Origin of the sequence: Phenylobacterium sp. (assembly GCF_030646615.1) — a bacterium.
GTDB lineage: Bacteria > Pseudomonadota > Alphaproteobacteria > Caulobacterales > Caulobacteraceae > Phenylobacterium.
On the sequence record NZ_JAUSLG010000050.1, the window covers coordinates 13,736 to 34,236 of the forward strand.

Consider the following 20,501-nt stretch of genomic DNA (forward strand, 5'->3'; position numbering starts at 1 on the left):
CCTCTGTTCGAAGCGCCCCTCTGGGGGCGCCCCCCGGGCGCAAGCGCGAGGTCCGCCTCGCGGCTTGGCCAGCCCCCTCGCAGGAGGGGATGGACCTGACGAGCTGATACGATGAAGTTCACCCTTTCCTGGCTCAAGGAACACCTGGAGACCCAGGCCACCGTCGATCAGGTGGTCGAGGCCATGACCATGGCCGGCCTGGAGGTCGAGCATGTGGAGAATCCGGCGGCCAAGCTGGCGGCCTTCTCCGTGGCCAAGATCGTCGAGGCGGTGCAGCACCCCAACGCCGATCGCCTGCGAGTCTGCCAGGTGGACACCAAGGATGGCCGCAAAGAGATCGTCTGCGGCGCCCCCAATGCGCGGCCAGGCCTGACCACCATCTATGCGCCGCTGGGGGCCTATGTGCCCGGCTCCGGCATCACCCTGGAAGCGCGGCCGGTGCGCGGCGTGGTCTCCAACGGCATGCTCTGCTCGGCGTCCGAGCTTGAGACCGCCGAGGAGTCCGACGGTATTATGGAGCTGCCCGGCGATCTCGCCGTGGGGACGTCAGCCGCCGAGGCCCTGGGGCTGGAAGCCGTGATCGATTTCGAGGTCACCCCCAACCGCCCGGACTGGCTGGGCGTCGCCGGCATCGCCCGCGACCTGGCCGCCGCCGGCCTGGGGGTGCTGAAGGATACCTCGGCCGACCCGGTGAAGGGCGCCTTCCCCTGCCCGGTGGCCATTCGCCTGGATGCGCCTGACGCCTGCCCCATCTTCGCCGGGCGGCTGATCCGCGGCGTGAAAAATGGGCCTTCGCCCGCCTGGCTGCAGCAGCGGCTGATCTCCATCGGTCTGCGGCCGATCAACACCCTGGTCGATATCACCAACCTGGTCTCCTACGACCGCGCCCGGCCCCTGCACGTCTATGACCGGGCCAAGCTGGTGGGGGATGTCATCGTCGCCCGCCTGGGCGCCGGTCGGGATGCAAACGCCCCGGCCCACACCGATGAAGCGACGCCGGCCGAGCACCATGACGAGCAGTTGATCGCCCTGGACGGCAAGACCTACGACATCACCTCGGAGATGTGCGTGATCGCCGACGCGGCCGGCGAGCGCCCGGTGGGCCTGGGCGGGGTGATGGGCGGCGAGAGCACCGGCTGTTCGGAGGACACCACCGAGGTCTTCGTCGAGAGCGCCTGGTTCGACCCGATCCGCACCGCCCAGACCGGCCGCACCACCGGCATCACCTCCGACGCCCAGTATCGCTTCGCCCGCGGCGTCGATCCGGGCTTCGTGGTCGATGGCCTGGAGTTGGCCACCCGGCTGATCCTGGACCTCTGCGGGGGCGAGGCGTCCGACGTCGTCGTGGCCGGCGAGGCGCCCGCGGCGCCGGGTCCCATCAGCTTCGACCGAAGCTATGTGCGCCAGCTCACGGGCCTGGCCCTGACCGATGACCGCATAGATCAGATCCTGAAGGATCTGGGCTTCGCCGTGGACGGCGCACAGGTCACCCCGCCGACCTGGCGTCGGGACGTGGACGGCCGCGCCGACCTCGTGGAAGAAGTGGCGAGGATCGAGGGCTATGGCGCCCTGCCCACCGAGCCGCTCCCGGAGATGCCGCGGCCCGCCGGCGGGGTTCTGAGCGTACGCCAGGGCCGCATGCGGATCGCCCGCCGGGCCATGGCGGCCATGGGCTTTTCCGAAGCCGTCTCCTGGAGCTTCCTGCCGCGCGCTTCGGCCCGCCTGTTCGGCGGCGGCGATGACGCCCTGATGATCGCCAATCCGATCTCGGCGGATCTGGACTGCATGCGCCCCTCGGCCCTGCCCAATCTGATCGAGGCGGCAGGCCGCAATGCCCGCAAGGGCTTCGCCGATGTGGCCCTGTTCGAGATTGGCCCGATCTATCGGGACGATACGCCAGAGGGCCAGTCCATGGTGGTGGCCGGCCTGGTGGCGCCCCACCCGCCGCGGCGGTGGGACGGGGGCGGCGATGACGCCCTGTTCGCCCTGAAGGCCGATCTGACCTCCCTGCTTGAGGAGCTGGGCGCGCCGGCCCTGCAGACCGCCCAGGGTTCAACCTCGGCCTGGTGGCATCCCGGTCGCTCGGCCCGTCTGCAGCTCGGCCCCAAGACCATCGTCGCCGAGTTCGGCGAACTGCACCCGCAGGTGCTGAAGGCGCTGGATGTGGCCGGTCCGGTGCTGGCCTTCGAACTGAACATCGACGCCCTGCCCGAGGGCAAGCGCAAGGCGGTGAAGACCAAGCCCGCCCTGGCCTTGTCGCCCTACATGCCGCTCAGCCGCGACTTCGCCTTCGTGGTCGAGGAAAAGGTGGCGGCCGGCGATCTGATCCGGGCCGTAGCCGGGGCCGACAAGACCCTGATCGCCCAGGCGCGGGTCTTCGACGTCTATCGCGGGCCGAACCTGGGCGAGGGGGTGAAGTCCCTGGCCGTCGAGATCCTGGTCCAACCCCAGGACCACACCCTGGCCGAGGCCGAGATCGAGCAGCTCTCGGCCAAGGTGCTGGCCGCCGCGGCCAAGGCGGTGGGCGCGAAACTGCGGAGCTAGGATAATGGGCGCGGCGAGGGCCGCGCCCGACCCTTTAGAACGGGAAGATGTTGCGCTGCCGGCTATAGGCCAGGTAGCCGACATTCGCCCCCAGCCGCAGGCCCGCCCCAGCGCGGATCGGCGCCAGGATGATGTCGTTGGCCCGCTGGTAATTCACCCCCATGCCGCCGATCAGATAGGCCGTGCCTTCCACCCCAGGGAAGCGTTGGAAGATGGCGTCGGGGTAGTGCAGGTTGTAGCAGAGGGTGAAGACGCGGCTGGCGTTGCCCCCGAAGTCCCAGCCCACGGACGGCCCCTGCCAGAAGACCTCCTGCGTCGGCCGGTTCTTCATGTAGAGCAGGCCGCGACCGTAGCGGGCGCCGATGGCGATGGCGGCTGAGCCTTCCTCACCGGCGATATAGCCCGTGGGACGGCCGTTTTCGGCGAAGATGCGCTCCACCGCGCCGCCGGCGGCCTCGGCGGTCACCCCCATGAAGTCCGACACGTCGCGGACGATCTCGTCGCGGGAATAGGTCTCGGCCTGGCCTGAGGCCGGATAGTTGGGATCGTGTTGCGGCGGCGGCAGGCCCTCAGTGGTCTGGGCTGTGGCGCAGGCTCCCAGGCCTGCCGTGCCGGCGGCCGCCAGGCCCGATACGATCAGCGTGCGACGGTCCATGCGAATATTCTCCAAAGGCGGTGGCGATCCTCCCGTCTCTCGAAGGCATGAATGGGGCAGCTTGGTTAAACCCCGATTAAGCATGTTCGGCTGGACGGCGCCCTGCCCAACCTAGGGGGTGTCCCCCCAGTTCAGATAGATGGGATTGCCTATGGCCAGGAGGGCGCCGTGCTCGTTCCTCAGGTTGATGCGCAGCCAGCGCCGCCGACCATCGCTGCGGCGGGTGAAGGTCTGGACGATCGAGTCTCCAGCCTGGGCGGGCAGCAGCTCGCGGGCGCCGCCCGGCTCGATCACCTCAATCCGCGCCCCCGCGGCGCCGTCGACTGTGACACGGAATGAGACCAGCGCGCCGTCGGCGGGATCCAGGGCGCCGCCCATGGCCGCCGTGCGCCCGGCCGCCGTGGCCTCGAGCTCGAGCCGCTTCAGGCCGGGCAGGCCAAGATCGACGAAGGCCCGGCCGGCCCGGAGGCCCGCCATCAGGTCAGACTGCGAGAGACTGGCGGCGTGAATGACCGTGGCCGGCCGCCCAAGGGCGCCGGCCTCCCCCGCCGATCGGTCTGGATCGTGGCTGTCGCTTCCGCCGATGGCGGTCAGTCGGTGGCCTTGGTCCAGCAGGCCTTCCCAGAAGCCGACGCCGCTGAGCGGGCTCTCGGCGCGCCCCCCGAACGCGGCCATGGCGCCGCCGTTGAGAACCTCGATGGCGTGGACCTTCGACCAGTCGGTCTGCGCCTGCCAGCCACACCCCATGCAGGCCTCGCCTGACGGCATGCGTGGATGGTTGACCGAGATGGTCGCGCCCAGATCCGTGGCCCTGTCTAGCACCATGTCCAGGTCTGCCGCCCCCGGCGCACCGAGCCGGAACTCCAGCGGGGCGATCAGGCCAAGGAGATTGGCGTGCCCCTGGAAGGTGGGCAGCTCGCGGCCGGGGATCAGCAGGATGTCGTCGAAATAGGGCTGCAGCTCCCGCAGCGCCTGGGCGTGGGAGGCGGCGTTGTGTTCGGTGAGGGCGATGAAGTCGAGGCCCCGCTCGGCGGCGGTCTGGACGACACGAAAGAGCGGACAGGGGACGGCCGCGCCACGCCGGCTGCGGCAGGTTCCGTCGCTGTGTCCTGAGTGGACGTGGAGATCGCCGCGCCACCAGGCCGGGCCTGGGGCCAGGGGCGCGTCCGACAGGCCCGCAAAGGGCGCATCCTCTGGGTCGAGCCAGATCTCGGCGACATATGTGGTCGTCACCCCGGGGCGGAGGTTTGGGACACCCATGACGAGGTTCCAGGTCCCGGCTGGGAGCGGGCCGGGGAGGTAGGCCGGCGTGGCGTCGGCCTCGGCGACGGTGAAACGATCCCGCGCCCCGCCGCTCCAGCCGCGGAACCGATGAGGATCACGCAGGCCAAGATCGATCGTCGTACGGTCGGCGGCCCCGTCATGCCGAAACACCACCGTCAGCCGCCCGGTCCCTGGCGGCACGGCGAAGGGCAGCTCCACATAGGTCTCATGGCGCTGGCGGTTGAGTTCCCCCTCAAGGCGAATGTCGGCGGGGCGCTCTGCGAAGGCCGGGGCAGGCGCGGTGGTCCACGCCACCGCCAGGGCCACGATCCACGCCCTGGCGCCTGAGATCAGCAATCGGCCCATGTCAGCCTCCCTGGGGTCTATCCTGGCGCTAACGGCCCCTTCACCCCGCCCTGCAAGGTTACGCGTCTTTGGAGGAGTGCGCCCGTGTCGGCCCTGGCTTGTCTGCGCGTTGTGGTTCGTTCCGAGCAGGCCAACCTGTCAGAAGCCATGTTCAGCGCGCTTGTCGCCAAGTTCACCAGCGCCTTTCTGGAAGTGCGCTGGTCGTGGCCGCGCAAGTTTTCGGCGTTGAATCCCTACGCCTTTCTGCTCAGCGACCCGACGGCCTCCGAACTGGATACCGCCGAGCTCGGCCGGCTGTCGGCGGAACTTCATGCGCACCTGTTCGGCGTGACCGATGATGAGAGCGCCAAGGTGATCGTCCTGCTGTTCGAGGGCGAAGACGCCGCCATGGCGAAGTTCGCCGAACTCAGCGACGGCGAGCTTGAACGGGCCATGGTCGAGCCGGCGGCGGCTCCGGAAGGCGGCCGGCTGAGCCGCATCGCCATCGACGGGACTCGCCTGCAGGTGCCGCCCCCCGAAGGCTCGAACCCTGCTGAAGCCGAAGACGAGGTCCGGCCCCGGCGCCGTCCTGCCCCGCCCCGCGATCGCGAGCCGAATGTGGAGGGCTTGCAGGGCATCTATTACGCCGCCCGCCAGATCTTCGTCGGCGACGTGATCAGCAGCACGCCCGGAGAGTCTCGCACCCGCTACAGCCTGGTGGACGGCGAAGAGCATCTTCCCCCGGAAGCGGCGGCCTTCGACGCCGATTGCGTCATCGCCGCCATGGCCTTCCTGGCCGAGAGCCAGGCCGACACACCGCTCTACCTGCCGGTCTCGTTCTCGACCCTGCTGCGGCCGTCCACGCGGGCGGCCTATGCCGAGATCCTGTCGATCCTGCCGCATTCCGAACGACGACGGCTTTCCGCGGCCGTCTATGACGTGCCCCGCGCCCCCTCGTTCCAGGCGTTGAAGCAGCTGCACAGCGCTTTGGACGAGCATTTCAGCGCCATCGACCTACGCACCCGCGACCCCGCTTTCGAGATCGAGCAGCTCAACCCCGAGGCGGTGACCAGCGTCACCCTGGTCCTGCCTCAGGCCGAACCGGAGCGGCGGCTCATCGTGCTGCGGCGCTTCCTCAGCAAGATCGACGCCTATAAGCGTCGTCGGATCTGGCCAGCGCTGACCAATGTGCGGCACCAGCGGGAACTGGACCTCGCCCTGGAGGCGCGGCTGCCGTTCGTCACCGGCCCCGCGGTCTGCCGGCTGCAATCCAAGCCCATGGGCGGGCGGTCCTGGCCGGTCGATCAGTTGCCCGTGCCCTCCATGGCCGAGACCCTGCAGAAGGCCAGCGCTTGACGGCGCGCCCCAGGGTCTGACCCAGATCAATGGCGAAGAGGATCGTCGGGCTCAGTATCCTGATGGCCGACAGCCAGACGCCAGGAGATGCCCATGCCCGCCCCATCCAAAGCCTCACCGCCCGCCATCGGGAGCATCCTTGTCCATGTCGGTCCAGGCGAGGACTCGGCCAGTCGGCTACGCGTAAGCGTCGCCCTGGCCGAAGAACTGGACGCCCGGCTGATCGGCCTGGGCGCCGAGATGGTCGAGCCCCTGCTGGCCACCCCCTACAGCGGCGTGAACACCGCCGAATGGGTCACGGCCATGGCCCAGCAGGTGGAGACCGACCTGATTGCGGCCAGGACGAGCTTCGACCATCTCGCCGCCCGCGTGGAGCGCGAATGGCGCGAGGCGCGCGACATGCCCGCCCACGCCCTGGCCCTCGTCGCCCGGGCCTGTGACCTGATCGTCGTGTCGGCCCATCCGAGCACGAACTATTTCCATGCCGCCGACCCCGCCGAGGTGGTCATGCGCAGCGCTCGCCCGGTGCTGGTCATGCCTGACTCCGCCGAGCCTCTGAGCGGCAAGCGCATCGTCGTGGCCTGGAAGGACGCCCGGGAGGCTCGACGCGCCTTGGCCGACGCCCTGCCCTTCCTGCATCGGGCTGAGGAGGTGCTGGTCATGGGGGTGTGCGGCAAGGATCAGCAGGGCGCCGTCCAGGCGCAGGTGGATGACGTGACCGCCTATCTCGTTGGCCGCGGCGTGGCGGCTCGGGGACAGGTCAGCCTCGCCGCCGAGGCGGGCGTGGTCGGCGAACTGAACAAGGCCGCCGAGGCTCTGGGCGCCGATCTGATCGTCGCCGGCGCCTATGGCCAGAGCCGGCTGCGGGAATGGGTGTTCGGCGGGGTGACCCGTACGCTGCTGGACGAGCCCGGCCGCTATCTGCTGCTCAGCCACTGAAGAGACCCGAGCCCGGGCCTCAGACCTGATTGACGATATTGCCCTTCACGGCCGCGCGGCCGTCAGGGGCCAGGTCGGTGCGGGTCTGTGGCAGGGCGAGCGGGCCCGTCAGGCCGGCGTTCACCGTGTCCAGGCCGGCGGGACCATGCCCCCGGGCCAGGAGATAGCGCAGGGATATCCGCTCGTGGTCGGCCGCGTCGGGCTGAGTGCCATGCAGGGTGCAGGCGTGCCAGATGGCGGCGAAGCCCGCCGGCCCGGTGAGCAGGCGCTGATGGACCGTCACCTCGCCCCCGCGGCCGTCGCGATAGGTCCAGGCCTCAGCGCCATCCCGCTGAAGATCGTGGGGAAACACCGTGCCCCCCAGGCGATGGCTGCCGGTCAGCAGGAACAGGGGCGCATCCTGCCGCCCCACCGGATGCAGATAGACATAGAGGGTCAGGAAGTCGGCCGGCCGGTCTCGGTAGTCGATCAGGTCCTGGTGGAAATCGATGCCGTAGAAATAGGTCACGTCCCGGTATTCCGGCCGCACATAGGCGCCGAGATTGTTCACCGGGTTGCCGAGGATCCGTTGGCGCAGCCAGTCGGGCACGGAGGCCTGAGGCACGCCGCAGACCACCTTGCGATTGAGCAGTTCGTAGCCCTCCCCCAGCAGGGCCTGGAGGGCCGAGGCGATGTGGGGCGCCTGATCGACGAAGCCCAGCCGGTCTTCAAACCGCTCCAGCAGGTTACGCCCCGGACGGGGATTGACGCCCACATATTGCGGATCGGCGTCGAACTCGGCCTCGGTGAGGAACAGCCGATGGTCGAAGGGGCGCGTGGCGCGGATGTCGGCCAGGAGGGCGGCCGCCGCGGCGGGATCCACCAAGTCCTCAAAGACGTGCGCGCCATCCCGCGCAAAATCGTCGATGGCGGGATGACTGGAAACCGGGGTTGAAGCGCGGACGGCGGGCATGGGGCCTCCCAGAATGCCCCGAAGTCTCACCCCCTGGCGCTGAAGATAGCGTTAACCATAGCTTGTGAGACGCTCACCGGGGCGTGAGAACGCGCCAGCCCGCGGCCAGGATGAGGATGAGCGCCGCCTCCAGCACCATGGGCGGAAGCGACATGAGGTCCCAACCGCCCGCCAGCAGGCTGACGACCCGCCCCATCAGGGCCAGGCTCAGCAGCGCCTGGGCTGGCGCCAGCCAAGACCGCTTGTCCCGCACCGCCGCCGCCAGGACGAACAGCCCGCCGCCGGCGAAGAATGCGCCCATGTCGGCGCGCAGGGTGGCCAGGCCAAGCGGGCTCTGGGCGGCGAGGCCCAGGGTGGCGGCCATGGACTCCGGGCGCGTCCAGATGCGCAGGGCGATGGCCACGAAGAGCAGGCCCACCGCGCCCAACAGGCCCCGCATCGCCAACCGGCCCAGGCGCGCCGCCCGCTCCGGCTGGCGGCGGCCATAGTGACGCGCGCCAAGGACGACGGCGGCGATGACGGCAATGACCAGGCCGAGGCCCGCCAGCAGCGGGATGCGGAAGTCCGCGAGGATATGGAGCCCCAGATTCGCCGCGACCTGCCGGTCGGCGGAAAAACCTTCCGGAATCTCGGCCGCGCCGACAGCCTCGGCATAGGCCTGATAATCGGCCAGCATCTCGGCGACCCTGGCGGGCTGTTCAGCGGCCAGGTCCCGGGTCTCGCCGGGATCACGGACGATGTCATAGAGCCGCCAGGCCGGATCGCCCCAGGCGCCGGCGTTGCGGGTGAGTTTGTAGTCGCCCTTGAACAGGGCCGCCTCGCCGGCCGCCTCCAGTCCCACCGGGTCCTGCGGCCCATAGACGGCGCTGGCCTGCCCGCGAAGAACCGGACCCAGGGTGCGACCCTGCATGGGGGGGCCGCTACCGGGGACTCCGGCCAGATCCAGCACGGTGGGCGCGATGTCGGAAATCAAGGTGAAGGCCCGCTCGGTCTGGCCCTGTGGCAGGCCGGGACCGGCCAGGATCAGCGGCACGCGCAAGCCGCCCTCGCCGGCATAGAACTTGTAGAGGGCGCCGGGCGCCGCCGCCGCGCTGGCCCAGCCGGGACCGATCGCAGCGTAGGTTCCCGGCCCGCCGAGGGTCTCGACCTCCTGGCTATAGCCCTGGCGCCGCATCCAGGCCCGAAACAGGGGATGGGCGGTCGGGTCGCCGGCCTCTGGACCATTGTCAGACAGCACCACGAACAGGGTGTTGTCGTACTGGCCGCGGGCCTTGAGGTGCGCCACCAGGCGGCCGAGGTGGTGATCCATGGCCTCGAGCATGGCGGCGTTCACCGCCATGCTACGGGCGGCCAGGGCCTGTTCGTCAGCCGTCAGAGCATTCCAGTCGGCGACGCTGCCGGGCGCTGGCCCCATGGGGGTGTCGGCGGCGATCAGGCCTGAGCGGATCGCCCCTTCTCGACGCCGGGCGCGTTGCGCGGCCCAGCCGTCCAGATAGGTCGCCTCGTACTTGCGGACGAAGGTCTCCGGCGCCTGGACCGGAATATGGATGGCGAGGAACGGCAGGTAGGCGAAGAAAGGGCGGGCCGCCTCTCCCCCTGGCGCCCCGTCGATATAGGCGATCATCCGGTCGACCAGGAAGGCGGAGGAATAGAAGTCCTTGGGCAGAGTCGCCGGCTGGCCGTCCTCGAACCAGGGCGCCCGCTCATAGAGGGGGAAGTAGGATCGCTGGTCCCAGTTGTCGGCGCCTGTGGCGTCCATGGCGAAGGATCGGTCGAACCCATGGGAGTCGGGCAGGTCGCCGGGTCCATGGCCCAGGTGCCACTTGCCGGCCATGTAGGTCCGGTAGCCGCCGCGCTTCAGCCGGGTGGCGAGGGTCTCCACGCCCGGCGCCAGACGCCCCTGATAGGCAGGAAGGTCCCGGTGCGCCCGGGGCGTCGATTCCGGCAGGTTGGCGACGCCGGCGTTGTGGCTGTCCACCCCGGTCATGAGCATGGCCCGCGAGGGCGCGCACATGGGGGTGGCGTGGAAGTTGGAAAAGCGCACGCCGCGGGCGGCCAGGGCGTCGATGGTCGGGGTGGCGATCTCGCTCCCATAGGCGCCGAAGTCGGTATAGCCGGCGTCGTCCACCAGGATCAGGACGATATTGGGCGGCCCGGCCGCAGGCTGCGCCAGGGCCAGGCTGGCGGCCAGGACGGCGAAGACGACCCCGAGCCCGCAGGCGCCGGACGCTCGACGGGTCCGGGCTATTCCTGTCCAGATCGCGCGGATCGACATCGAAGCCTCCACCTGACGCTTATTGTTGCATGTTAAGTGCCATAATAGGCCGCGGCGAGGACTGTCGTCCAGGGGTGATCCCCCGGATGCGCTCGGGGAAAGCCCTTGAGCCCCGCACACATTGGCGTGTATCGTGCCAATATAATGACAGCCTGGGGAGGGCGACAATGGCGCGGAAAATCTGGCTCGGCCTTGCGGCGGCGCTCGTCGTCGTGGTCGCCCTCGGAGCGGCCAACTACAAGTCCATCCTCCTCTTCCTGGTGGGCAATCTGGGCAAGCAGGAGATCGCCGCCAACCAGGAGATCATCTGGGATCGAGGCCCGGCCCAGGCGGTGGGCGGGGAGCGCCCGCCGAACGTCATCGTCATCCTGGCTGACGACCTGGGGATCAACGACATCAGCACCTTCGGCGGCGGGATCGCCGGGGGTCTGGTGCAGACGCCGCATATCGACGCCCTGGCCGCCCGGGGCGCCAACCTGACCCAGGCCTATGCGGGCCAGGCGACCTGCGCGCCGTCCCGGGCCATGATCATGACCGGACGCTACGCCACCCGGCACGGGTTCGAGTTCACCCCGACCCCCGACGGCATGACCCGCATTCTCCCGCTGTTCTACAATGACGGCTCGCGGCCCCATCCCATGCTGCGGGACGCCGAACGGGCCCGCGAGATGCCGCCCATGGTCGAGCAGGGCCTGCCAGGCAGCGAGATCACCCTGGCCGAGGTGCTCAAGGCCCGCGGCTACCACACGGTCCACATCGGCAAGTGGCACCTGGGCGACACCGAGGAGTTCAGCGCCAACGCCCAGGGCTTCGATGAAAGCCTGCTGATGGCCAGCGGCCTCTATCTGCCCGAGAACGACCCTAATGTGGTCAACGCCAAGGTGGACTTCGACCCGATCGACAAGTTCCTCTGGGCGCGGATGCAGGCGGCCGCCAAGTTCAACGGCGGGCCGATGTTCGCCCCGCGGGGCTATCTCACCGACTATTACACCGAGGAGTCGGTGAAGGTGATCGAGGCCAACCGCAACCGCCCCTTCCTGCTCTATCTGGCGCACTGGGGGATGCACACCCCGCTACAGGCCACCCGGGCCGACTATGACGCCCTGCCCCAGATCAAGGACCACCGCCTGCGGGTCTATGGCGCCATGATGCTGGCCCTGGACCGTAGCGTCGGTAAGATCATGGCCGCCCTCGAGGCCCAGGGCCTGGCGGACAACACCATCGTGGTCTTCACCAGCGACAATGGCGGGGCCGGCTATATCGGCCTGCCCGAGGTCAACCAGCCCTATCGCGGATGGAAGATGACCTTCTTCGAGGGCGGGCTGCGGACGCCGATGTTCATCTCCTGGCCCGGCCGGATCGCCGCGAGCACGGTGCTACGCGATCCGGTGGCCCATATCGATCTGATGCCGACCCTGGCGGCGGCGGCCGGCGCGCAGACGCCGACCGACCGGGTGATCGACGGGGTGGACCTGACGCCCTGGCTCACCGGCGCGAGCCCTGGCCGGGCGCCGCACGACACCCTGTTCTGGCAGAGCGGCTATTACCGGGCCGTCCTGCACAAGGGCTGGAAGCTGCAGACCTCTGACCTGCCCAAGAAGGACTGGCTCTACAACCTGGCGGTCGATCCCACGGAGCAGACCAATCTGGCGCAGGCCAATCCCCAGAAGGTGGCGGAGCTGAAGGCCCTGCTGGCGGCCCATCAGGCGGCCGGGCGCGGGCCCTTGTTCCCCAATGTCGGTTCGGTGCCCGTCATGGTCGACAAGACCCTTGGCGATCCCGCCACCGAGGCCGACGAATTCGTCTACTGGCCCGGATGATGGGCCAGCCCCACCCTCCCCGGATCACCGCCGACGGCGTCGCCTATCTGCGCACGGCCGAGGCGGCCTTCGCCGCAGTGGCGCGCCGCCCTTCAGACCTGGATCTGTTCCTGCAGCGACGGGGCGCGGCCTAGCCGCCGAGAACTCTTTCAGGCGAGGCTGGCGATCAATCCGACCGTGGGCGGCGTTCGGCCCGCGACAAGATCGCTCATCGCCGCACGCACGGCGTCTGGGCCGGAAACATGGCGCAGGGACAGGCTCCCCTTCAGCTCCTCGACCATCCGCATGGTCTCCGCCTGGATGCGGCGCTGGATGACGCCGGGTCCAAGATCGCCGTCGCGCTTGGCGATATGGGCCGGGATGAAGATGAAGTCGTGGGAGGGCGCGCCCTCCACCTTGCCGGTGGAGCGGGGTTGATCCCAATGGGTGAGGCCCACCGCGCAGCTGAGCTTCAGCTGCGGACCGAACCGGCGGTGGACGGCGCCGATGACCGCCCCGTCGCCGGCCATGTCGATAAAGGCCGAGGCGACCGCGCCGTCGAGGCTGTCAATGTCCCCATAGGCGACCACCTGGTCGCAGAGGCCGAGCCCCTCGACGAAGGCTAGATTGCCCGGCGAGGTCAGGCCGATCACCCGGGGCCGCGGCGCCGGATGGCGGGCCAGCATGTTGAGCAGGCCGATGGCCGTCTTGGACGAGGCGCTGCCCACCAGCACCTGTTCGGCGCCGAAGACGCCGTTATCGATCAGATAGTCATAGAGCAGATAGCCGGTGCCCAGCAGCGGCAGGAGCAGGCACCGCTCGTCCTCGAGGGCCGTCATGGCCTCAGGCTCGCCCGTGGTCCGCTGGTAGTGATTGTAGAAGGCCGGCAGCTCCGCGCGATGGGCCGCTGAATCCACAAAGCCCCGCGGTCCGACCGCATCCGGGGCCAGGACGACGTGGGAGGCGGTGGGAAAGAAGCCATAGATCCGCTCGCCCACGGCCAGATCGGGATGGCCCGAGGCGACCACATCGGCGAACCCCCAGACCGGGACGAGGCCCCAGGGCTCGGGCGCCGGGAAGTATCCCCAATAGCCGATGGTGGCGCCCGACAGGGCGTAGCTGACATTGTTGGCGGTCAGAGCGAACCGGTCGATGGCCAGCAGCACCTCGCCCTCGGCCAGTTCGGGGACCGGCAGCTCCACAACACGGCTTTCGGTCAGCGCGTCGCGCCGGAGTTGGAGTTGGATGATCATGGCGACGCCCCCTTCCGCCCGCATCGGGAGAGGACCAAGAAGACCACGGCCAGAAGGACCTGGGCAACCCGCGGGGAGCCGCAGGCCGGCCAGATCCGCCTAGTTGACCGCCAGGAAGGCCGTGACGGCGGCCACCAGTTGGTCCGGGGCGTCCTCCTGGATGAAATGGCCGGCCCCGGGGATGATCTGGTGCTTCTGGCCCTTGGCGCCGGGGATGCTCGCCTGGGCGCGGACCTCCCAGCCCTTGGCCACGGGGTCCAGCTCGCCAAACAGGGTCAGGAACGGCTTGTCGAAGCGGCAGAGCTTCTCCCAGGCGGCCTTGTTCAGGGGAACGCCGGGATTGTCCGGCTGGACGGCGATCAGCAGGGGGAAGGAGATCAGGCCCCACTCGTAGTCCGAGGATGGGAAGGGGGCGAGATAGGCCGCCCGCTCGGCCGCGCTGAGCTTGTTCTCCATCCCCTGGTCGAGCATGGGCCAGGGGAAGGCGGTGGCGGCGTTCATCATGCCGACCCACATCTTCATGAAGTCGCTCTCGCCCTCGCCGATGGGCAGGCCGGTATTGGCCGCCACCACCCGGTCGAACCGCTCAGGGTTCTCGGCCACCAGATAGAGGCCGATGGTGCCGCCCCAGTCCTGGCAGAAGAGCGTGATGTGGCGCAGGTCCATGGCGGTGAGCCACTTGCCCATCCAGTCGTAGTGGCGGGCCAGGGTGTAGTCTTCCTTGGCGGCCGGCTTGTCCGACCGGCCGCAACCCACCAGGTCCACGGCAATCACCCGGCGTCCGGTGGCCAGCAGGCCCGGGATCATCTTGCGATAGAGATAGGCCCAGGTGGGATTGCCATGCATGAGCAGGATCGGCTCGGCGTCCCTCGGCCCTTCGTCCACATAGTGGATGCGGATATCGGTCCCGTCATCATCCTGGATGGTGAGGTAGTGCGGCGCCCACGGGAAATTGGGCAGGCCTTCGAAGCGCGCGTCGGGGGTGCGCAGAACGTTCATGGCGGTCTCCAGGAGCTGGCCGGCCTCAACCGGCCAGGATCGGGGTCGAGTTCAGCTGGGCGTGAAGGATGGCGAGGTGGCCAAGCGCCGCGGCCAGGGCGAGCGTCAGGGGGACCCAGACCTTGGGCCCTGCCAGGGTCATGATCTGGGGCTGGGTCGGGAAGGAATAGGTCTGCGGCATGGCCGCGAACTTGAACTCATGGGCGCCTGCGAACCGGGGATCGACCACCAGGGCGGCCAGGTCGCGGCGGCTGCGGTAGCGCATATAGCCGATGATCGACCAACCGGGGTCGGCCTCCACCCCCAGGCGTCGAAATAGCCGCCGATCTTGCGCGCCGCGATGGCCGGGTGGCCGCCCCGGGCGAACAGGGCCGGCAGGAACATGCGGGTATAGCCTTCCATCACCTGCCGGGCCGGCCGGGGCTGGCCGCTGACGGGATCTGGAATGTCGCCTGGGGCGATCCGCACCAGGTTGAGCATGAAGAACTCCCGGCCGTCGTCGGCCTCCAGGAAGCTCTGCAGGGTCGCCAGGTCGTTTCGCCCGTCCATCTCCAGGCCCGTGGCGATGAGCTCGGCCAGGGCCGACTGGACCTCGGCCTTGGACAGGGGACCGCGCCAGTTGACGTACCAGGCCAGAAACAGGGCGTAGGCCAGGAGGGCGAGGCCCCAAGGCGCCATCCAGATCGCCATCAAACCCGCGCTCCTTATGACACGAACAATGTCATTGTATTCGCAAGCCCTGCCTTGGCAACACCATCTTGCCGACGCCAGGTCAGCGCTGAGCGCTCATCCGGCGGCCCTGGCGCACCTGGTCGCTCCCCGCTGGCAGGGAGATCAGGTCCCCGTCACGGCCGACCTTCAGCCGACCGGAGAACTGCTGGCGGGCCTCCCCCAGGAAGGGACCTTCCAGGGCGGCGATCGGCAGGGGCGGCACGATGTGGTTGAGCAGCAGGAACTTGACCCCGGCCCGTTCGGCGAGCTGGGCGGCCTGTTCCGGCGTGGTGTGATAATCGGTGATGTCCCCGAAGATCTGGGCGAGGTTGGCGCGCCCCGCGGCCTCGGCCGCCGCGCGCTGCCGGTTCACCAGATCGAGGGACAGGGCCTCGTGGACCAGCAGGTCGGCGCCCCGGGCCTGGGCCTCCACCACCGGCGAAGGCGTGGTGTCGCCGCTCAGGACGGCGCTGCGGCCCTTATAGTCGAACCTGTAGCCGACGGCGGGCTCGATGGGGTCGTGATCGACCCGGAAGGCGGTGATCTTCAGGTCGGGCTCGTCGAGGATGACCAGGCTCGTCTGGCCTTCAGGAATGGCGAAGGGTCGCGCAACCCCGCCATAGCCGGAGGGCGGCGTGACATCGGGTCCGTGGTGGGCGATCCGGTAGCCCCTGTCGAGGCTGTAGGCCTGGGCGAAGCCGGCCAGCACGGTCTCGACGCCCGGCGGGCCATAGACCGGCGTGGGGGCCGCCGCCGAACTGGACGCCCAGCGCTGCATCAGAAGCTCCCCCAGCCCGTCCATGTGATCGGAATGGAAGTGGCTGAGCAGGATGGCCTCAACCCGGGACGGCGGCAGGCCCATCAGGGTCAGGTTGCGGCTGGCGCCGGATCCGGCGTCGACAATGAACAGCCGCCGGCCGGCGATCACCGCGGTACAGGGGCCCGAGCGCGCGACGTCAGGCATGGGCGAGCCGGCGCCGCACAGGGCCACATGCAGGCCATCGGGCAGGTCGGCCAGGGGATCGGCCGCCATGTTCCGCGCCATCACCCGGTCCATGAGGGCGAGGGCTAGGGGGCCGCGGGCGAGCCACAGCCCTCCCCCGGCGACGAGGACCACAGCGAGAAGGATGAGGGCGAGCTTGGCAGGCCAGCGCATGGCGAGGCTCCGGGTTCAGTCTTGGCGGGATCAGCCGGGCGCCGGCGCGGCGGGGACCCGCAGGACCGTCCGGAACCCCACATGGGAGGCGCCGCTGTCATGGGGCCCCGGCGCCCGGGCCGCCGGGCGATAGCGGAAGCAGAAGTTGTCGGCGCAGAGGAAGGAACCGCCCTTGATCACATGCTTGGGCTGGCCCGGCTCGTCAGGGTCCCGGGACATGGCCCGGGAGGGTCCGCCCTGCTCCAGCACCGCGGCCGGGACGAGGCCGGGGCGATACCAGTCCGACGTCCATTCCCAGACATTGCCGGTGATGTCGTAGAGGCCGTGGCCATTGGCCGGAAAACAGCCCACCGGGGCGGGCCGCGCCTTGTGGCCGTCATCGCCGGTGTCGGCCACGGGGAAGACCCCCTGCCAGGTATTGGCCAGCGGCGCGTCCCTGGGCGCCGGCTCATCGCCCCAGGCGTAGCGGGCGCCGTCAAGCCCGCCCCGGGCGGCGTATTCCCACTCCGCCTCGGTGGGCAGGTCGCGGCCGAGCCAGCGGGCATAGGCCAGGGCGTCCTCCCAGCCGATGTGCACCACCGGCCAGCTGTCCTTGCCGTCGATCGAGCTGGCCGGGCCCTCGGGATGGCGCCAGTCGGCGCCCGGTATGATCCGCCACCAGGCGGCCGGATCTCCCCCCGGGGCGCCGGCGCCCACGAAGACCAGCGAGGCCGGCCGCCGCTCTTCGGCCGACAGGCCCGGATAGGCCGCTTCCGGCAGGGGACGCTCGGCCTGGGTCACATAGCCGGTGGCTTCGACGAAGCGGGCGAAGGCCGCATTGGTCACCTCGGTGCGATCGATCCAGAAGTCGCCCACCTGAACCTGCCGCGGCGGCCCCTCCTCGGCGTGCTCCGCCGCCGCCCCCATGACGAAGGTCCCACCGGTCAGGCGCGCCATGCCCGCGGTCGGCGCCTGCGGGTCCGGAAGCTCTGGGGCCGCCAGGCAGGCCTGGGGCGCGGCGTCCGACCCCGCACAGGCCGCCAGGGCGCCCAGGCCAGGCAGCAGGATGCCGAGACGAACCCGCCCAAGGGCATGCATTACGCCGCGCCTCATCGATGTCCCCTCCCCTCGCCGACAGGTTTCGGCGGCGTGAGATCTAGCAAACTATTGGCATATATCGTGCTGATTTCAAGGGTGATATGGATCTGCCCGCAAAGGGGCGGCCTTTGGGCAGGCGGCGCATCCGACTCGCCCCTGACGCGTGAAGCGCTGGCGCCTTCGCCCGCTGCGTTCTAAGCAGCGATCATGACCGGGTCCAAGTCTTCAGCCGTCAGCACACCGCGCAAGAAGGCCGGCGTCGCCACCACGCCCGCGCCGGCACAGGACGCCGACGGCCGCCGTCGACGGTCCCAGGACAGCCGGGCGCGCATCGTCCAGGCGATGCTGGAATTGGTCTATGCCGGAGAGACCTCTCCGCCGGCCGAACTGGTGGCCGACCGGGCCAAGGTCGGCCTGCGCACGGTGTTCCGGCACTTCAACGAGATGGACAGCCTCTATCGCGAAATGTCGGCGGTGATCGGGGCCGAGCTGCAGGCTGTCATCGCCCAGCCCTTCAAGGCCGAGGACTGGCGCGGCCGGGTCGTGGAACTGGTCCAGCGCCGGGCGAGCGCCTATGAGCGGATCGCGCCCTTCCGCCGGGCCGCCGACGTGCATCGCCTGCGCTCGCATGTGCTGGAGGCCGACCACGCCCGGTTCGTCGCCCTGGCGCGGGAGATCCTGCAGCGGGAACTGCCGGCCGACGCCGCCCGCGACAAGGCCCGCTTCGAAGCCCTCGACATGCTGCTGAGCTTCGAGGCCTGGGCCCGTCTGCGCCGCGATCAGGGCCTTTCCGCCAAACGGACGGTTGAGGCCCTGGAACTGGCCGTCGCCGCCCTGGTGGATCCGATCTGAGCCTCGCCGCCCGGAGCTGTCAGAAGCGCGCCCGAACCCCGGCCATCACCAGACGCGGCGCCCCTGGCCGGGCGCCAGCGGGCGAGAACGACACGTTGTAGGTCTCATCGGCCAGGTTCTGGACCGTGCCGAACAGAGCGAAGTTTGGCGTCAGGTCGTATTGCGCCGCCAGATCAATCACCAGGCGCTCATCGATCTTTTCGCCGGGCAGAATCGGCCCCGATCCCGCCGTCTCGCGGGCTTCGGCCACCCAGTTGAATCCGCTGGTAAGTTTCAGTCGCGCAAGCTCAAGGCCAATCGTGAGGTTGATCTGTTGCTCCGGCAGATAGGGCAGTTCGTCACCCGCGACCACCGCCCCCCAGGGTCCATAGGCGCTGGCGAAGCTCGACTTGAACTCTGCGTCGGTCAGCGTGTAGGCCAGCGAAACCGGCACGGCGAAGCCACGGGTCGCCAGGTCGCCGAAGCGGTTCGAGGCGGTGACCTCCAGGCCGCGCACCTCCACGGCCCCGCCATCGAACTGGTCGCCGATATTGCATCCCCCGCCCGTGGAGGCCGTGCAGGTTCCGAACAGGTTGTCGTAGTCGTTCAGGAAGGCGATGGCCTCGGCCTGCCAGCCGCCGCGGGTCCAGCGCGCGCCCGCTTCATAGGACCAGCTTGTCTCGGCCTCGGCGGTGGAGCCTGGACCCGGATTGGCGAAGCCCCGGTGCGCGCCGGCCAGCAGCAGGACCTCGGGATTGACCCGCCACGTGGCCGACACGCCGGGAATCCACACGTCCACGTCCGAGTGGATGACGCCCGTCGGCGCCGTACGCGCCGGATCGGTCAGGGACCAGTTGGTGCGTTTCAGGCGGATCGTCTCATAGCGCAGGCCAGGGGTCAGGGTGACCGCCCCGATGCTCATCTCATCGCGCAGGAAGAAGGACCAGGCCCGGGCCTCGCCCAGGCGGTTCTCCTGGCTGCCGGGCGCGCCGGCCGAGGCCAGCACCATGACCCCGTCGACCATGGTGTAGCGGTCATCCTGCTGGAAGCGATCTTCCTCGTCACGATGGTGGCGAACCGAGAACTCCAGCCCGTGATCGATGGCGCCGGTGTCGAAATCGACCGCCACAACGGTCTGAAGCCCGGTGGCTGAATAGAGGCGGTTGTTGTTGCGCACCCGCAGGGCGCCCGCGCGACCGGTGACCCCGGGGGCGCCCACCAGATCGGCCATCTGCACTGCATTTGCGGTCGGATCTGCGACCACGGCGCCGATGCCCACCCAGCCGGTGTTGGCGGTATTGCGTACGTCATTGAGCTTGTACCAGGCCCGCGCCGTCTCATGGTGATAGGCGAGCGTCGTCAGGCTGACATTGGGCGAAATCTGGAAGCGGTGCGTGAGCTGCCAGGTCTCGTGACCGACCTTCATCACGTCGGCCCCGCTGCCGTTATAGCGACGGTAGGGACTGGCGTTGAAGTCGGCCAGGGTCAGGCCGAGATAGGTCTCATCACTGGTCTCGTCGTAGCGCTGGTACTTGGCCTCCCACTGGTGGCGGCCATCGTCGGAGCGCAGGCCGATCTTCACCAGGCCATCGGTGATCTCGAAGCCCGTGTCGCCACCGTTATCGATAGTCTTGAAGCCGTCTGAAGCCTCATAGAGCCCTTCGACCAGACCACCGATCTCCCAGCCGCCGCCCAGCCCCGCCCAGCCGCCGACTGAACCCAGGGCGCGACGTCCGCCGTAGTCGCCGCCCAGGATGTCGAGCCGCCCCGACAGCCGCCCCGCTTCCACATCCGGGATCGGGGTGGAGAACAGGTTGAGGGCGCCGCCGACGGTGAGCGGCCCGTACTTGATCGCCGCCGGGCCCTTGCTGACCTCCACGGCGGCGATGCGGGTCATACGCGGAAAATAATAGGCCGCCGGCGCCGCATAGGGGGCCGGCGCAATCAACACCCCATCCTCCATCACGGTGATGCGGCTGTTGCGATCAGACCCGGAGCCGCGGATGCCGATGTTGGGCCTCAGGCCGAAACCTTCCTCTTCCTGCAGATAGACCCCCGGGGCCTGGCGCAGGATGCGGTTCACATCGCTATAGGCGAAGGTGGAAAGCGTCTCGGCGTCGAGCACCTGCACCGATCCCCCGAGGTCGCGGGAATCGGTGGTCGAGCCCGTCACCAGGACGGCGTCCAGCAGGGGCGCGGGCCCATCGTCCAGGGTCGCCGCCCACGCTGGTGACGTGGCCATCGCCGAAACGGCGACGCCGCAAAGAAGCGCAGTCAGACGATGTACAGGCATGGACTCCCCCGGCGGATAAGAACGCGTCGCATTCGCCTAACCGCCGGGAGGGG

17 protein-coding genes are annotated in these 20,501 nt (G+C 69.3%); 6 read left to right on the forward strand and 11 right to left on the reverse strand.

Features of this window, described 5'->3' with window-relative positions; translation table 11 throughout:
- Positions 1–111 precede the first annotated feature (111 nt).
- Positions 112–2,544: a phenylalanine--tRNA ligase subunit beta gene (gene pheT / locus Q7S93_RS08810; RefSeq protein WP_304713514.1), complete on the forward strand. Its 2,433-nt coding sequence runs from the start codon at positions 112–114 to the stop codon at positions 2,542–2,544.
- Positions 2,545–2,578: 34 nt separating this feature from the next.
- Here pheT and Q7S93_RS08815 read toward each other — a convergent pair whose 3' ends face one another.
- Entirely contained in the window at positions 2,579–3,199 is a 621-nt protein-coding gene (locus Q7S93_RS08815) for a DUF1134 domain-containing protein (RefSeq protein ID WP_304713515.1), read from the reverse strand.
- 111 nt (positions 3,200–3,310) lie between these two features.
- The gene (locus Q7S93_RS08820; protein ID WP_304713516.1) at positions 3,311–4,828 is read right to left on the reverse strand and encodes a CehA/McbA family metallohydrolase; all 1,518 of its coding nucleotides are present in this window, start codon (positions 4,826–4,828) and stop codon (positions 3,311–3,313) included.
- 84 nt (positions 4,829–4,912) lie between these two features.
- Here Q7S93_RS08820 and Q7S93_RS08825 point away from each other — a divergent pair, with 84 nt between their 5' ends.
- Together Q7S93_RS08825 and Q7S93_RS08830 are read left to right on the forward strand one after the other, a co-directional pair.
- A complete protein-coding gene (locus tag Q7S93_RS08825) occupies positions 4,913–6,163 on the forward strand; it encodes a hypothetical protein (RefSeq protein WP_304713517.1) in 1,251 nt (416 codons plus the stop codon).
- Positions 6,164–6,256: 93 nt separating this feature from the next.
- Positions 6,257–7,102 (forward strand): universal stress protein, encoded by an 846-nt coding sequence (locus Q7S93_RS08830; protein ID WP_304713518.1) that lies wholly within the window; start codon positions 6,257–6,259, stop codon positions 7,100–7,102.
- A 19-nt stretch (positions 7,103–7,121) separates the two neighbouring features.
- Here the strand turns inward: Q7S93_RS08830 and Q7S93_RS08835 are convergent, their stop codons facing one another.
- A complete protein-coding gene (locus Q7S93_RS08835) occupies positions 7,122–8,054 on the reverse strand; it encodes a phytanoyl-CoA dioxygenase family protein (RefSeq protein WP_304713519.1) in 933 nt (310 codons plus the stop codon).
- Between the two features lie 73 nt (positions 8,055–8,127).
- Positions 8,128–10,329 (reverse strand): arylsulfatase, encoded by a 2,202-nt coding sequence (locus Q7S93_RS08840; RefSeq protein ID WP_304713520.1) that lies wholly within the window; start codon positions 10,327–10,329, stop codon positions 8,128–8,130.
- A 167-nt stretch (positions 10,330–10,496) separates the two neighbouring features.
- Between Q7S93_RS08840 and Q7S93_RS08845 the strand changes: the two genes are divergently transcribed.
- Both Q7S93_RS08845 and Q7S93_RS08850 read left to right on the forward strand, forming a co-directional pair.
- Positions 10,497–12,149: a sulfatase-like hydrolase/transferase gene (locus Q7S93_RS08845; RefSeq protein WP_304713521.1), complete on the forward strand. Its 1,653-nt coding sequence runs from the start codon at positions 10,497–10,499 to the stop codon at positions 12,147–12,149.
- The gene (locus tag Q7S93_RS08850) at positions 12,149–12,283 is read left to right on the forward strand and encodes a hypothetical protein (protein ID WP_304713522.1); all 135 of its coding nucleotides are present in this window, start codon (positions 12,149–12,151) and stop codon (positions 12,281–12,283) included. The genes Q7S93_RS08845 and Q7S93_RS08850 overlap by 1 nt, the downstream gene beginning before the upstream one ends.
- Before the next feature lie 15 nt (positions 12,284–12,298).
- Here Q7S93_RS08850 and Q7S93_RS08855 read toward each other — a convergent pair whose 3' ends face one another.
- The 6 genes from Q7S93_RS08855 to Q7S93_RS08880 form a co-directional block, all read right to left on the reverse strand.
- Complete coding sequence (locus tag Q7S93_RS08855; RefSeq protein WP_304713523.1) at positions 12,299–13,381, reverse strand: DUF2855 family protein; 1,083 nt, start codon at positions 13,379–13,381, stop codon at positions 12,299–12,301.
- A 99-nt stretch (positions 13,382–13,480) separates the two neighbouring features.
- Entirely contained in the window at positions 13,481–14,380 is a 900-nt protein-coding gene (locus Q7S93_RS08860) for a haloalkane dehalogenase (RefSeq protein ID WP_304713524.1), read from the reverse strand.
- A 25-nt stretch (positions 14,381–14,405) separates the two neighbouring features.
- Positions 14,406–14,561, reverse strand: coding sequence for a hypothetical protein (locus Q7S93_RS08865; protein WP_304713525.1), 156 nt, complete (start codon positions 14,559–14,561; stop codon positions 14,406–14,408).
- A complete protein-coding gene (locus Q7S93_RS08870) occupies positions 14,519–15,070 on the reverse strand; it encodes a hypothetical protein (RefSeq protein ID WP_304713526.1) in 552 nt (183 codons plus the stop codon). Before Q7S93_RS08870 ends, Q7S93_RS08865 begins: the two co-directional genes overlap by 43 nt.
- Before the next feature lie 82 nt (positions 15,071–15,152).
- Positions 15,153–16,247, reverse strand: a complete 1,095-nt coding sequence (locus tag Q7S93_RS08875; protein ID WP_304713527.1) for an MBL fold metallo-hydrolase — start codon at positions 16,245–16,247, stop codon at positions 15,153–15,155.
- 30 nt (positions 16,248–16,277) lie between these two features.
- A complete protein-coding gene (locus Q7S93_RS08880) occupies positions 16,278–17,324 on the reverse strand; it encodes a formylglycine-generating enzyme family protein (protein WP_304713528.1) in 1,047 nt (348 codons plus the stop codon).
- A 207-nt stretch (positions 17,325–17,531) separates the two neighbouring features.
- On the opposite strand from Q7S93_RS08880, the gene Q7S93_RS08885 reads away from it, so the two are divergent.
- On the forward strand, positions 17,532–18,176 hold the full coding sequence (locus Q7S93_RS08885) for a TetR/AcrR family transcriptional regulator (protein ID WP_304713529.1): 645 nt from the start codon (positions 17,532–17,534) through the stop codon (positions 18,174–18,176).
- 19 nt (positions 18,177–18,195) lie between these two features.
- On the opposite strand, the gene Q7S93_RS08890 is transcribed toward Q7S93_RS08885, so the two are convergent.
- Complete coding sequence (locus Q7S93_RS08890) at positions 18,196–20,448, reverse strand: TonB-dependent receptor family protein (protein ID WP_304713530.1); 2,253 nt, start codon at positions 20,446–20,448, stop codon at positions 18,196–18,198.
- Positions 20,449–20,501: the final 53 nt, after the last annotated feature.